Annotated in this window: 10 protein-coding genes and 1 pseudogene; 5 read left to right on the top strand and 6 right to left on the bottom strand. The window is 65.3% G+C overall.

Annotated features, from left to right (window positions below):
* Window positions 1-105: 105 nt before the first annotated feature.
* Complete coding sequence (locus CR917_RS15610) at window positions 106-741, bottom strand: LysE family translocator (RefSeq protein ID WP_104572590.1); 636 nt, start codon at window positions 739-741, stop codon at window positions 106-108.
* Between the two features lie 81 nt (window positions 742-822).
* Complete coding sequence (locus CR917_RS15605; RefSeq protein WP_043861689.1) at window positions 823-2235, bottom strand: PLP-dependent aminotransferase family protein; 1413 nt, start codon at window positions 2233-2235, stop codon at window positions 823-825.
* A 360-nt stretch (window positions 2236-2595) separates the two neighbouring features.
* Between CR917_RS15605 and CR917_RS15600 the strand changes: the two genes are divergently transcribed.
* The 3 genes and pseudogenes from CR917_RS15600 to CR917_RS28135 all read left to right on the top strand — a co-directional run bounded on the left by CR917_RS15600 (window position 2596) and on the right by CR917_RS28135 (window position 6117).
* Window positions 2596-4011 (top strand): amino acid permease, encoded by a 1416-nt coding sequence (locus tag CR917_RS15600; protein WP_043861690.1) that lies wholly within the window; start codon window positions 2596-2598, stop codon window positions 4009-4011.
* A gap of 222 nt (window positions 4012-4233) precedes the next feature.
* Window positions 4234-5259, top strand: a pseudogene (locus tag CR917_RS28140) (cache domain-containing protein); the annotation flags it as partial.
* Between the two features lie 30 nt (window positions 5260-5289).
* Window positions 5290-6117, top strand: a complete 828-nt coding sequence (locus CR917_RS28135; protein WP_371920452.1) for a methyl-accepting chemotaxis protein — start codon at window positions 5290-5292, stop codon at window positions 6115-6117.
* Window positions 6118-6126: 9 nt separating this feature from the next.
* Here CR917_RS28135 and CR917_RS15590 read toward each other — a convergent pair whose 3' ends face one another.
* Together CR917_RS15590 and CR917_RS15585 are read right to left on the bottom strand one after the other, a co-directional pair.
* Entirely contained in the window at window positions 6127-7179 is a 1053-nt protein-coding gene (locus CR917_RS15590; protein WP_043861692.1) for an NAD(P)-dependent alcohol dehydrogenase, read from the bottom strand.
* A gap of 183 nt (window positions 7180-7362) precedes the next feature.
* Window positions 7363-8763 (bottom strand): PLP-dependent aminotransferase family protein, encoded by a 1401-nt coding sequence (locus tag CR917_RS15585; protein WP_104572588.1) that lies wholly within the window; start codon window positions 8761-8763, stop codon window positions 7363-7365.
* Window positions 8764-8934: 171 nt separating this feature from the next.
* Here CR917_RS15585 and CR917_RS15580 point away from each other — a divergent pair, with 171 nt between their 5' ends.
* Window positions 8935-9708: a class II aldolase/adducin family protein gene (locus CR917_RS15580; RefSeq protein WP_043861694.1), complete on the top strand. Its 774-nt coding sequence runs from the start codon at window positions 8935-8937 to the stop codon at window positions 9706-9708.
* Window positions 9709-9778: 70 nt separating this feature from the next.
* Window positions 9779-10813, top strand: coding sequence for an ABC transporter substrate-binding protein (locus tag CR917_RS15575; RefSeq protein WP_043861695.1), 1035 nt, complete (start codon window positions 9779-9781; stop codon window positions 10811-10813).
* 96 nt (window positions 10814-10909) lie between these two features.
* On the opposite strand, the gene CR917_RS15570 is transcribed toward CR917_RS15575, so the two are convergent.
* Entirely contained in the window at window positions 10910-12229 is a 1320-nt protein-coding gene (locus CR917_RS15570) for an aspartate aminotransferase family protein (RefSeq protein WP_043861696.1), read from the bottom strand.
* Entirely contained in the window at window positions 12230-13294 is a 1065-nt protein-coding gene (locus tag CR917_RS15565; protein WP_058540380.1) for a phosphotransferase, read from the bottom strand.
* Window positions 13295-13403: the final 109 nt, after the last annotated feature.

The raw sequence follows: 13403 nt of genomic DNA, 5'->3' as shown, positions 1-13403 counted from the left end.
GCAGTCTCGGGCGCGCGGTGGGGGCGAATGTGCCCTATGCAGCGGCCAATAGGTATCCCTGAAAACAGGTAAATGAAGCCTCATAGCCTACCCCACGCCCCGGTGCTAGCCCAGCGCCATTACCGCGATCACGCCCAGCGCCAGCAGCACCAGCATCGCCCCCGTGGCCCGCTCCAGCCACGGCAGGGCACGGGCGAAGCGGCGGCGCACGTGGCGGTTGCCGATCACCACCGCCACCAGCAGGTCCCACGCCAGCACCACGCCGAACATCCACAGGCCGTAGGCCAGCTTCCAGCCAGGGCTTGCCTGCGGCCCGCTCAGCATGGCCGCCAGGCTGGCGTAGAACAGCGCGTTCTTGGGGTTGAGGATGCCGGACACCACCCCCATGCCGGCGGCGCCCAGCCAGGTGGTGGCCGCGGGCGACGGTGCCGGCGACCCCTGCGGGGCAACCTCCAGCGTACTGGCACCGGCATGGCGGATGAACAGCCAGCCCAGGTACAGCAGGTAGGCGCAACCGGCCAGTTGCAGCACGATGAACAGCGTGCTGTGCGGCTGCAGCACCGACACGCCGGTAAAGGCGGCGACAATGAACACCCCGTTGGCCAGTGCGATGCCCAGGCAGGCTCGGCTGGCCACGCGCCAGCTGGTGGCCAGGGAGGTGCGCGCCACCAGGAAGAAATCCGGCCCGGGTGACAGCAGCGCCAGAAAGTGCGCTGCTGCAATGATCAGGAACTGCTCCATGTAACCTTCACTTCTATGGATGTGGGTCCAGGAAGTGTGTGGCGGGGCCGGGGGCGGCGTATTGAACAAAATTGCGCAGGTTCAGGCGGCGTGACGGGCGAACAGCTTTTCCAGTTGCTGCCACAAGGCCGGGTCGGTGCTGAACGCCACGTTGAAGCGCATCCAGCCGGTGGCCTGGGCGTCGACCATGAACAACTGGCCGGGGCCGATCATGATGCCGCGCTCCAGGGCGTCGTCCACCAGCGCTGCGCTGTTGGCGATCTGCGGGTGGCGGGTCCACAGGTACATGCCCTCGTCGGACTCGACGAAAATCTCGAAGCCCAGGCGGTTCAGGCGCCGGCTGACCTCCTGCTGCGCCTCGGCCAGGCGCTGGCGCAGGCGCTTGAGGTGCTTGCGCCAGCGCCCGTCGGTGATGGCCGCATACACCACGCGCTCCATCACCTGTGAGGTGGTCAGGCCCGAGCGCATCTTCAGTTGCAGCAGCTTCTGGATCAGTTCGGGGTTGGCCAGCATGTAGCCCACCCGCACGTTCGGCGAGATGCTCTTGGAATAGCTGCCCACGTACACCACCTGCTGCAGGTGGTCCAGGCTGCTCAGGCACGGTTGCGGTTCGGCCACCATGTCGGCGTACAGGTTGTTCTCCACCAGGCGAAAGCCGTGTTGCGCCGACAGTTGCAGCAGGCGGTGCAGTTGCGCCAGCGGGGTGCGCGAGCAGGTGGGGCTGTGCAGGTGCGGCTGGGTGAAGAACACCGTGGGCCGGTGGTGGGCCAGCAGCCGCTCGAGATGCTCCAGGTCGTACCCGGCCGGGGTGCGCGGCACGCCGATCAGGGTGGCGCCCTGAAAGCGCAGGATGCTCATCAGGTTGGGGTAGCCCGGGTCGTCCACCAGCACCACATCGCCCGGGCGCACCAGGGTGCGCACCGCCAGGTCCAGCGCCTGGCTGGCGCCGTGGGTGAGCATCAGCTGGTTGGGGTTGGCCACGATGCGCTGGTCCTGTTCCAGGTTCTGCGCGGTGAGGGTGCGCAGCTCGAGCAGGCCCATGGGGTCGCCGTAACCGCTCAGTTCCATCACGCTGCCGGCCACCTGGCGCAGGCCGCGACGTAGGCCGTCCTCGAACATCCACTCGTTGGGCAGCCAGCCACAGCCGGGCTTGAAGGCCAGTTGGCGGCTTTCGAAGATGTTCTGCAGGTACCACTCGGAGTTGAACTCCGGCTTGCCCGGCTCGGCGTCGCTGGCCTGGCTTTCGATGCGCTCGTTCACCGAGCGGTTGACGAAGAAGCCGGCATTGCCGCGGCTGACCAGCAGGCCCTGGGCCACCAGCCGATCGTAGGCTTCGACCACGGTGAAGGTGCTGACCGAGTAGGTGGCGGCGAAGGCGCGGATGGACGGTACCTTGGCACCGGGTTTGAGGGTCTGGTTCTCGATCAACTCACGCAACCCGTTGATGATCTGGTTGACGAGCGGGGGGGCGGAGTCGGGTCGTAATTCAAGCATGTTGGGGCTGTGCCTTCAGGGTGCGTAACGCCTGGCGCCTGCAGGGAACGGGGGTGTACTGCATTGGCGGCCTGTACAGTGCAGTGCATATTTCACGGCGCTGTGCATGGCTCTCTGTGTCGTACATTTTTACATTAGGGGTCTGTATTCGCCAGCTAAAGCATGTTGAGAGGCCCGATCACTACCGCCAGGGGCAAGCCCCCGGGCGTGCACAGCACGATTGCCGACCTTCAAGGCCATGGATGCCCGCCGGGTTTGCGATCCATCCCGTACACAATCAGACACTGACGAGCAATGAAGCCCGGCATTCGCCGGTCTTGCGTGTTCGCTGGAAAAAGAAAAACAAGGGGTAGACAACTGATGGACGCTACATCGACTTCCACATCCTCCAAGGTGGAGCCCGAGAGCAAGCTTAGCGCTTCGCTCAAATCGCGCCACCTGACCATGATGTCCATCGCCGGGGTGATCGGCGGTGCGCTGTTCGTGGGCTCGGGGAGTGTGATCCACAGCGCCGGGCCGGCCGCCATCCTGGCGTACCTGGCCGGCGGCATCCTGGTGGTGCTGATCATGCGCATGCTGGGTGAAATGGCCACCTCCTCGCCAGACACCGGCTCGTTCTCCACCTACGCCGAGCGCGCCATCGGGCGCTGGGCAGGCTTCACCATCGGCTGGTTGTACTGGTGGTTCTGGGTCATCCTGATGGCCTGGGAAGCCTACGTGGCGGGCAAGATCCTGCACGGCTGGTTCCCCTCCATCAGCGTCAACGTGTTCGTGCTGGCCACTACCCTGGTGCTGATCAGCGTCAACTTCTTCAACGTCAAGCACTACGGGGAGTTCGAATTCTGGTTCGCGCTGATAAAGGTGGTGGCGATCATATGCTTCCTTGTGGTGTGCGGGCTGGCCGTGGCCAACCTGTGGCCCACCGGTGAGGTCCACGGCATCAGCAACCTCACGGCCCAGGGCTTCATGCCCAATGGGGTGGAGGCAGTGGTGGTGGCCATGCTGGGGGTGATGTTCGCCTTCCTGGGCGCTGAAATCGTGACCATCGCGGCCGCCGAGTCGAAGAACCCGTCCGAGCAGATCGTCAAGGCCACCAACTCGGTGGTGTGGCGTGTGTGCCTGTTCTATGTGGGTTCGATCTTCCTGATCGTGGCCCTGGTGCCGTGGAACGACCCGCTGATGGGCCAGTCGGGCTACGGTTCGTACCGTCGTACCCTGGAGCTGCTGGGCATTCCGGGCGCTGAGTTCGTGATGAACTTCGTGGTGCTGACCTCGGTGAGCAGCTGCCTGATCTCGGCGCACTACACCGCCTCGCGCATGCTGTTCTCGCTGTCGACCCGCGGTGATGCACCGTCGTTCTTCAAGATCACCCGCGCCGGTACCGGTGTGCCGGTGTTCGCCATCATCGGTTCGTGCTCGGTGGCGGTGTTCGTCGCCCTGATCAACTTCAGCGACACCCTGCGCCCGAAAGACGTGCTGGACGTGCTGATGAACACCACCGGCATGATCGCCTTGCTGGTGTACCTGGTGATCGCGTTCTCGCAACTGAAGATGCGCCGCAAGCTGGAAGCCGAGGGCAAGGAAATCCGCCTGAAGATGTGGCTGTTCCCGTGGCTGACCTACCTGGTGATCGTGTTCATCATCGGGTGCCTGGTGACCATGGCCTTTGTGCCGGACTACCAGGTACTGGTGTTCTCCACCGGTGCGGCGGCGGCCATCGTGGCACTGATGGGCGTGTTCATGCACGTGCGTGCGGCCAGGCAGCTCAAGGGCTGACAGGCACCATGACGAAAAAGACCAGGGCCGCAAACGGCCCTGGTTTTTTTTTGCCTGCCCGCGGCGCGGATGCCGCCCGCCGGGTTCGTCCTACAGGCAGTGGCCGTGATGCCGGTAAACAATCCCCATTACGGCACCGGGCAATCATCGCAACGTTGATTGCAGTGTGCCAGTACGCCTGCCTAGCATGCCCGTTTGCTCGATTCGGCACGGAGTGCAGGCATGAAGATCGTTCACAAGGCTGGCCTGGCGGCCGCCACATTGCTGTTCATTACCACCGGATTGCTGTCGGTCACGCAGGTCAGCCAGGTGCGCGACGCCCTGCACAAGCAAGTGTCTGCCGGCATCGCCGAGTCCAGCGGTGCCCTGGCCCGGCAGATCGAGAACTGGCTGAACGCCAAGCTCAAGCTCATGGGCCTGGTGGCGCAGGTCATCGACAGCCGCTACAGCCCTGAAAACACCCAGCGCATCATCGACAGCCCGATGCTCAAGGACGAGTTCATCCTGATATTCGGCGCCTTGCAACGCGACGGCAAACCCCTCACCAACACGCCCAGCTGGCGCCCCGATGCGAGCTGGGACGGGCGCACACGGCCCTGGTATGCCGTCGCCAAGGGCGCCGACAAGGCGGTGCTCACCGAGCCCTACATCGACTCGGCCACTGGCGAAACGCTGATTTCGGCGGTCACGCGCCTCCACGATGGCGCTACCTTCGCCGGCGTGCTGGGCGGCGATATCCGCCTCAAGAGCGTGGCCGATGCCATCAATACCCTGGACTTCAACGGCGCCGGCCATGCCTTTCTGCTCAGCCGCAACGGCACGATCATTTCCCACCCCGACAGCCAGTACAACGGCAAGCCCTACAGCAGCCTGTTCGATGGCCAGCACCCGGCGCTGGACAGCCAGCTGCAGACGGTTAGAACCGGCGATCACGATTCACTGGTGTCCTTCACTCCGCTGACCTACCTGGAGGGCATGGACTGGCTGATCGGCGTGGTGCTCGACCAGCGCATCGTGATGGCCGAGGCCGACAGCCTGACCTGGCGTGCAGTGCTGGCCACGCTGCTCGGCGTGCTGGTGAGCCTCGTGGTGCTGGGCCTGCTGCTCGGGCGCCTGCTCAAGCCGCTGGACCTGCTGCACCGCTCGTTCCATGAGGTCAACCAGGGCGACGGCGACTTGACGCGGCGCCTGCCCGACGGCGGCAATGACGAGGTGGCGCTGGTGTCGCGCGAGTTCAACGGCTTTCTGGGCAACCTGCAGAACCTGATCCATCAGGTGATGAGCACTTCCAACCAGGTGCGCGAGAGCACCCACCTGACGTCGGCCGAAGCCACCCAGACCGATGAACGCCTGCAGCGCCAGTTGCAGGAGCTGGACCAACTGGCCACGGCCATGCAGGAGATGGCCTCGACCGCCGAAGACGTCGCGCGCAACGCCCAGGCAGCGGCGCAGGCCGCAGTGATTGCCGACGAGGAAGCACACGGCGGCGAGGACGTGGTGCGACGCTCGACCGCGGCGATCCGGCAACTGGCCAGCGAAATGGACGACACCGGCCATGCAATCAATGACCTGTCGCGCCTCAGCGACAACATCGAGTCGATCCTGGCGGTGATTACCAGCATTGCCGAGCAGACCAACCTGCTGGCGCTCAATGCCGCCATCGAGGCTGCACGTGCCGGCGAGACGGGGCGAGGTTTCGCGGTGGTGGCCGACGAGGTGCGCACGCTGGCCTCGCGCACCCAGCAGTCGACCCAGGAGATCCGCCAGATGATCGACCAGCTGCAGGCCGGGGTGCGCCACGCCGAGTCGCGCATGCAGCACAACCGCGACAGCGCCGGCAAGACCGCCGAGGAGGCGGGCGCGGCCAACGACATGCTCGTGCGCATTCGCCAGGCGATCACCCGCATCAACGACATGAACACCCAGATCGCCACCGCGGCCGAGCAGCAGAGCGCCACCAGCGAAGAGATCAACCGCAACACCACGACCATTCGCGACATCAGTCATGAAGTGGCCGCAGGCACCCAGGTGCAGGTGCGCCAGTGTGCGGTGATGGTGGAGCAGGTGGGGCAACAGCACCACCTGCTGGGGCGTTTCAACCTGTGAGGCGGGGGCTCAGGCCTTGAGCGAGGCCATGTCGATCACGAAGCGGTACTTCACGTCGCCGGCGATCATGCGGCTGTAGGCCTCGTTGATGTGCTGGATGTCGAGCATCTCGATGTCGCAGCAAATGCCGTGCTCGGCGCAGAAGTCCAGCACCTCCTGGGTTTCGGCGATGCCGCCGATCAGCGAGCCGGCCAGTACGCGGCGCTTGAGCACCAGGTTGGCGGCGTGCAGGGGCGGCTCCACCGGTTCGATCAGGCCCACCAGGATGTGCACGCCGTCGAACTTCAGGGTTTCCAGGTAGGGGTTGAGGTCGTGCTGCACCGGGATGGTGTCGAGCAGAAAGTCGAAGTGCCCGGCCACGGCGGCCATCTGCGCGGCATCGGTGGACACCACCACATGGTCGGCGCCCTGGCGGCGGGCTTCCTCGGCCTTGCTGGCCGAACGGGTGAACAGGGTGACTTCGGCGCCCATGGCCTTGGCCAGCTTGATGCCCATGTGGCCCAGGCCGCCCATGCCGAGGATGCCGACCTTGTGCCCGGCCTTGACCCCGTGGTGCTTGAGCGGCGAATAGGTGGTGATACCGGCGCAGAGGATCGGCGCGGCGCTGGCCAGGTCCATTCCGGCCGGGATGCGCACCACGAAATGCTGGTCGACCACGATACTGCTGGAATAGCCGCCCATGGTGTTGCTGCCGTCGACCCGGTCGGGGGTGGCGTAGGTCATGGTCGGGCCTTCGAGGCAGTACTGTTCCAGGTTGGCGGCGCAGGCCTGGCAGTGGCGGCAGGAGTCGACCATGCAGCCCACACCCACCAGGTCACCCACCTGATAGCGGCTGACGCTGGCGCCCACGGCAGTGACCTTGCCCACGATTTCGTGGCCGGGCATCAGCGGGTACACGGCGATGCCCCATTCGTTGCGGGCCTGGTGAATATCGGAGTGGCACACACCGCAGTAGAGAATCTCGATGGCCACGTCGTCGGGGCGTGGGCTGCGGCGCTGGAAGGTCATGGGGGCGAGGGGTGTGGTGGCCGACTGGGCGGCGTAGCCGATGGCGGTGTACATGGGGGAACCTCGCAAAAGCAATGACGGTAGAGGCGGCGCATTGTCCGCGCGGGCACCGGGCGTGCCCACCGGCATTTCTCTGCGTGTCATGCCTGATTCTCCGGACCTGCGGGTGTGTCGCCCGGGCGGGCCGCTTCGCCGGCAAGGCCGGCGCCTACTGGCGAAGAGGCGAGTCGAATCCGGTCAGTGTGCGGCCTGCTCCAACAGCCGGTAGATCCGCTCATCCTGCGCGTGCGCCACATTGAAGCGCAGCCACGGCACCACCCGCGCATCGGGCATGAACAGTTGCCCGGGCGCGAGCAGAATCTTGTGTTCGCGCGCGTCCATGGCCAGTGCCGTGGCGTCTTCGACCTGGGGGTGACGGGCCCACAGGAACAACCCCGCATGGGGCTTGACGAAGATCTCCATGCCCACCGCCTCGAGCTTGCGCGCCACCTGTTCATGGGCCAGGGCCAGGTTGGCCTGCAACTGCTTGACGTGCTTGCGGTGGCGCCCCTGCAGCAGCACCTCCAGTGCCAGTTCCTCGGCAATTGCCGAGGTGGTCAGGCCGCTGGCCATCTTCAGTGGCACCAGTTCGTCGATCAGGTCGCGGTGCGCGGCAACGAACCCCACCCGCAGCGCCGGCGCGATGCTCTTGGAGAAGCTGGCCACGTAGATCACCCGCGCCAGCTGGTCCATGCCTGCCAGCGCCTGCTGGTCGGACGGGTCGAGGTCGGCGTAGATGTCGTTCTCCACGATCAGGAAGTCGTACTTTTCCGCCAGTTGCAGCAGACGGTGGGCCACCGCCAGTGTCAGGCTGGTGCCGGTGGGGCATTGCAGGCGCGTGTTGGTGAAGAACACCTTGGGCCGGTGTTCGCGGATCTGCGCCTCGAGCACGTCCAGGTCGATGCCGTCGCGGGTGCGTGGCACCCCCAGCAGACGGGCCCCCTGCAGGCGCAGGTTGAGGAACAGGTTGTGGTAGCCCGGTTCGTCCACCAGCACGCTGTCGCCGCGGTGCACCAGGTAGCGCACCAGCAGGTCCAGCGCATGGCTGGCGCCGCTGGTCAGCAGAATCTGCTCGGGGTGGGCGTTGACCCGGGTATCGAGCAGTTTCTCCACCAGCCGGGCGCGCAGGTTGGCGCACCCCTTGGCATGGCCGTAGCCGGTGAACTCGCTCGGGTCGCGACGGCTCAGGGCGCGCAGGCTGCGTTGCACCCCGTCATCGTCGCTCCAGGGCTCGGGCAGCAGGCCGATGCCCGGGCGCAGGTCCATGCCCAGCGGCTGGAACACCTTCTGCAGCAGCAGGTAGGCGTCGAAGTCGAAGGCATCGTCGCTGGCACTGGGCATCGGCGGCGGGGCGGGGGTGTCGGGGGCGCTGCGTACATAGAAGCCGGCATTGCGCACCGCCGTCAGGTAACCCAGGGCCACCAGCCGGTCATAGGCCTCGACGGCGGTGAAATGGCTGACCTTGTGGGTTTGCGCGAACTTGCGGATGGAGGGCAGCTTGGTGCCCGGGCGCAAGCGCTGTTCGTTGATCGCGAGGGTGATGCCCGCAACGATCTGGTTGACCAGCGACTGCGACGAGCTGGCATCCAACAACATCATAGAAAACATCCGTCAGGCGAGGGTGTGGCGGTGGGTGTACTGGTGAAAACACCATAACAGGGCCGGCACAACCAGCGCGTTCTGTGCATGGTGGGCCGCCGGGGGCTGCTGCAACATCCCTGCATGCCGGCGGGCCAAGTGCCCGAAACATACCATGAACAAGGAGGCGCGATGCACCCCAACACCCCGCGGATCGACGCGCAGCAGGTTTCGCCCGAAGAGTGGCAGACCCGTTGCGACCTGGCAGCGCTGTACCGGCTGCTGGCCCACTTTCGCATGACCGATCTGATCGACACGCACATCTCGGCCCGTGTCCCCGGCGAGCCGGGGCATTTCCTGATCAACCGCTACGGCGTGCTGTTTCATGAAATGCGCGCTTCGGACCTGATCAAGATCGACCACCACGGCAACACCATCGACCCCGGCTATGACGCCGGCAGCGTCAACCGTGCCGGCTTCAACATCCATTCGGCGATCCACGCCGCACGTCCGGACCTGGCCTGTGTGGTGCACACCCATACCGCTGCCGGCATGGCCGTGTCGGCCCAGGAGCAGGGGCTGTTGCCGATCACCCAGCATGCGCTGAAGTTCTATCGCCGCCTGGGTTACCACGACTACGAGGGCATTGCGCTGAACCCGGCCGAAGGCGAGCGCCTGGTCAGGGACCTGGGCCCGCACATGGCGATGATCCTGCGCAACCATGGCCTGCTGGCCGCCGGGCGCTGCATTGCCGAAGCCTTCAACCAGATCTACTTCCTGGAGCGCGCCTGCCAGGCGCAGGTACAGGCACTGGCGGGCAACCCGCCGCTGCGCCTGCCGGACGAAGCGGTCTGCGAACTGACCGCGCAGCAGTCCGACGCCGAATTCGATCAGCAACTTCACCTGTTGGCCTGGACCGCCGCCTTGCGCCTGATCAGTGGTGATCAGGTGGATTACCGAAGCTGAAGTGCGACCACCCGAAAGGACGCCCAGCGTGTATCAACTCTGCCAAAACCAATAAATTACAGAGGTAGACATGAAAAGAACCACCATTGCCGCCGTGTTGCTCAGTGCTTTTGCCGCCAACGCCCTTGCTGCCGAAATCACCGTGATTTCGTTTGGCGGTGCCAGCAAGGATGTACAGACCGAGGCCTTCTACGCCCCCTTTGCCGCCGCCAGCCACAGCAAGGTGGTAGCGGGTGAATACAACGGCGAAATGGGCCGGATCAAGGTCATGGTCGACACCAACAGCGTGAACTGGGACGTGGTGCAGGTCGAGAGCGCCGAACTGATCCGTGGCTGCGAGGAGGGCCTGTTCGAACACCTGGACCTCAACCGTATCGGCAAGGAAGCGGATTTCGTGCCCGGCACCCTGTCGGACTGCGGCGGCGGCCTGCTGGTATGGTCGATGGCGCTGGCCTACAACGGCGACAAGCTCAAGCAGGCGCCTACCGGCTGGAGCGATTTCTGGGACACCAAGAAGTTTCCGGGCAAGCGCAGCCTGCGCAAGGGCGCCAAGTACACCCTGGAAGCGGCACTGATGGCCGATGGCGTGCCGTATGCCGACGTGTACAAGGTGTTGTCGACGCCGGAAGGGGTGGAGCGTGCATTCCGCAAGCTGGACCAGATCAAGCCTGACATCCAGTGGTGGGAGGCCGGTGCGCAGCCGATGCAGTTCCTGGCCAGCGGCGACGTGGTGATGAGCACCGCGTTCAACGGCCGGGTGTTCGCCGCACAGGCGGCCGGCGCCAATGTGCACACGGTATGGAATGGCAGCATCTACGCCATCGACTCGTGGGCGATCCCCAAGGGCAGCAAGAACAAGGCCCTGGCCGAGGACTTCATCGCGTTTTCGCTGCGCCCGGAAAACCAGAAGATCCACACCACCAAGCTGGGCTATGGGTCGACCAACCTGCATACCGCCGGGCTGCTTGACCCTGCACTGGCGGCGCAGTTGAACACCGCGCCGGACAACCTGGCACAGGCCATCCCGATGGACAGCGAGTTCTGGGTCAACAACGGCGAAGACCTCGAGCAGCGCTTCAATGCCTGGGTTGCCAAGACCAAGTGAGTGAACCCCTTCGCCAGCAAGGCTGGCTCCTGCACCAATCGTTGTAGGAGCCAGCCTTGCTGGCGAAAGGGCCACAACCGTCAATGCCTCTTGCTGTCAGTTCAGCGACTTCAGCACCGCCTCCAGCGTCTGTACGAACAGATCGGCATGCTCGCGCTGGAAGATCAACTGCGGCCTGATCTTCAGGATGTTGGCCGCCGGCCCCGCCGAACTGATCAGTACGCCACGTTCACGCATGCCGTTCACCACCCGTGCCGTTGCCTCGGTGGCCGGCGCCTTGCTGGCACGATCGGTTACCAGCTCGACCCCCACGAACAGCCCGGCCCCGCGCACGTCGCCAATCAGCGGGTAGCGCTCGGCAAGCCCTTGCAGACCCGCCTTGAAATATTCGCCCACCGCCGCGCAGTTGGCCATCAGGCCTTCGCCCTGGATCACGTCGAGCACCGCGTTGGCTGCTGCACATGACACCGGGTTGCCGCCGAAGGTGTTGAAGTAGCGGGCGGTGCGACCGAACGCATCGAGCACCTCGCCGCGGAACACCGCACCGGCAATCGGCTGGCCGTTGCCCATGGGTTTGCCCATGGTGACGATGTCGGGCTGCACGCCATGGCGCTGGTAGCCCCACATGTGCGAGCCGGTACGGCCAAAGCCCGATTGCACCTCGTCGGCGATGTACAGCAGGCCCTCTTCGCGGGCCACGGCCACCGCCTGTTGCAGGAAGCCGGCCGGGTCGGACAGCACGCCATCGCTGGCGAAGATGCCGTCGAGCAGCAGTGCTGCCGGCTTGATGCCGCAGCGGCGCAGGTCGGCGATGGCGGCGCGCACGTCGTCGGCGAAGATCTGTGCCACGTTCTCGGCGCCCAGGCGGTAGGCGTCAGGAGCCCGCACGGTACGCACGAAGTCACCCACCGGCACGCCCGCACCCAGCGAAGGCGAGGCGGCGGCGATCTGGTCGGTCACGCCGTGGTAGGCCAGCTGGGTCACGATCAGGCCGGTACCGCCGGTGTACTGACGGGCGATGCGCAGGGCCAGGTCGTTGGCCTCGCTGCCGGTGCAGGTGAACATCACCTGGTCCAGCTCGGGCGGGAAGGTGGCCAGCAGTTTCTCGGCATAGTCGAGGATGCCTTCATGCAGGTAGCGGGTGTGGGTGTTGAGCACCTTGGCCTGCTCGTACAGCGCCTCGACCACCTTGGGGTGGCAGTGGCCGATGGAGGCCACGTTGTTGTAGGCATCCAGGTAACGCTTGCCGTCGGCGTCGTACAGCCACACGCCTTCACCCTTGACCAGGTGCAGCGGGTGTTCGTAGAACAGGCGGTAGGCCGGGCCCAGCACGCGCGCACGGCGCTCGATCAGGGCACGTTCGGTTTCGCTAAGGCGTGCGGCATCTTCGGCGGTGAAGCCATTGATCATGGTCATTTACAGCGTCTCCTCGGAGCAGATACGACGAATCTGTTGCTGCGCGACCTCGCGCGGCACGTCAGCCAGGGCCTTCAGGCCACGCCAGGCAGACGGCGCGTTGCGCAGGATGTAGGTGCGGTTTTCCGGGTACAGCGCAGCGCGCCAGTTGGTGATGGTCACGGTCAGCACCAGGCGGGTGGCGATCAGGTCCACCAGCAGTTCCTGTTCCAGCGGCTCCAGCGGCGCGATGCGGTGGTAGGCGCGGATGAACGGTGCAGCGTGTTCCAGCGGGTCGCCCTGGCTGCCCAGTTGATAGGCGGCGCCCACGGCCAGGTCGTTGACCAGCGGCGCATGCACCATGTCGCCGAAATCGAGGATGTTGCGCACCGGGTGCGGCTGGCTGGCATCGACGATAACGTTGTGCGGGTTCAGGTCGTTGTGGATCACCTGTGCGCGCAGGCCCTTGAGGTGCGGTTGTGCGTGGCGCTCGAAGTTGTCCAGAAAGTGCTGGGCCAGCTGGCGCTCTTCAGGGTCCTGTATCAGGCCGATCTTGTCGCTCAGCCGCGAGGCGTGCTTGAGGTCCCACAGCAGCTCGTGCCCGGCGCCGGGGTGGAAGAAGCCGCGCAGGGCCAGCCCCAGGCGGGCCAGGTGCTCGCCCAGGCTGCTGCGCAGCGCCACCTCGGGGTGTTCGACGCGGTGCAGGCAGATCCCGTCGACGAACGAGAACAGCCGCACCAGCAGCGGCTGGCCATCGAACATCAGCGGGATCTGGTAGCTGCCGCTGGTGTTGGGGTAGATGCGCTGCACCGCCAGGGTCGGGTCGCAGTGCTGGATGTGCAGAAGCGCCTGGTTCTGGAAGTCGGCCACCTGCGGGTCTTCGGCCGCGTTGGAGACCTTGAGCAGGTACTGGGCGCCGTCGGCGCAGGTGATCTGGAAGTTGAGGTCACGCTCGCCGGTGAGCAGGCGGCATGCGCCGTGCAGGCCGAAGTACTGCGCTGCCACGGCCTGCGCCTGTTCGGCCGAAACCTTGGGCGGAGCTGCGACCAGCAATGCGTCGAAGGCAGGGGGTGTGTGAAGGGTCACTGAACATCACTCTGTCGATTGCCGGGAAAGCTGGGGTGTCAGGCCAGCACTGGTTCGAACATAGGCCTGTTTGGCTATATCGGTTATATCCAGAGTTGATCAGTTGTTA

The organism is Pseudomonas sp. BRM28 (assembly GCF_002939405.1).
GTDB lineage: Bacteria > Pseudomonadota > Gammaproteobacteria > Pseudomonadales > Pseudomonadaceae > Aquipseudomonas > Aquipseudomonas palmensis.
The sequence above is the reverse complement of the archived record's forward strand: the minus strand, read 5'-3'. Positions and strand labels throughout refer to the sequence as shown.

Excerpts from the sequence above, each read along its gene's own strand:
- CR917_RS15610 (WP_104572590.1), bottom strand. The coding sequence starts at position 741 with ATGGAGCAGTTCCTGATCATTGCAGCAGCGCACTTTCTGGCGCTGCTG.
- CR917_RS15605 (WP_043861689.1), bottom strand. The coding sequence starts at position 2,235 with ATGCTTGAATTACGACCCGACTCCGCCCCCCCGCTCGTCAACCAGATC.
- CR917_RS15600 (WP_043861690.1), top strand. The coding sequence starts at position 2,596 with ATGGACGCTACATCGACTTCCACATCCTCCAAGGTGGAGCCCGAGAGC.
- CR917_RS28135 (WP_371920452.1), top strand. The coding sequence starts at position 5,290 with ATGAGCACTTCCAACCAGGTGCGCGAGAGCACCCACCTGACGTCGGCC.
- CR917_RS15590 (WP_043861692.1), bottom strand. The coding sequence starts at position 7,179 with ATGTACACCGCCATCGGCTACGCCGCCCAGTCGGCCACCACACCCCTC.
- CR917_RS15585 (WP_104572588.1), bottom strand. The coding sequence starts at position 8,763 with ATGATGTTGTTGGATGCCAGCTCGTCGCAGTCGCTGGTCAACCAGATC.
- CR917_RS15580 (WP_043861694.1), top strand. The coding sequence starts at position 8,935 with ATGCACCCCAACACCCCGCGGATCGACGCGCAGCAGGTTTCGCCCGAA.
- CR917_RS15575 (WP_043861695.1), top strand. The coding sequence starts at position 9,779 with ATGAAAAGAACCACCATTGCCGCCGTGTTGCTCAGTGCTTTTGCCGCC.
- CR917_RS15570 (WP_043861696.1), bottom strand. The coding sequence starts at position 12,229 with ATGACCATGATCAATGGCTTCACCGCCGAAGATGCCGCACGCCTTAGC.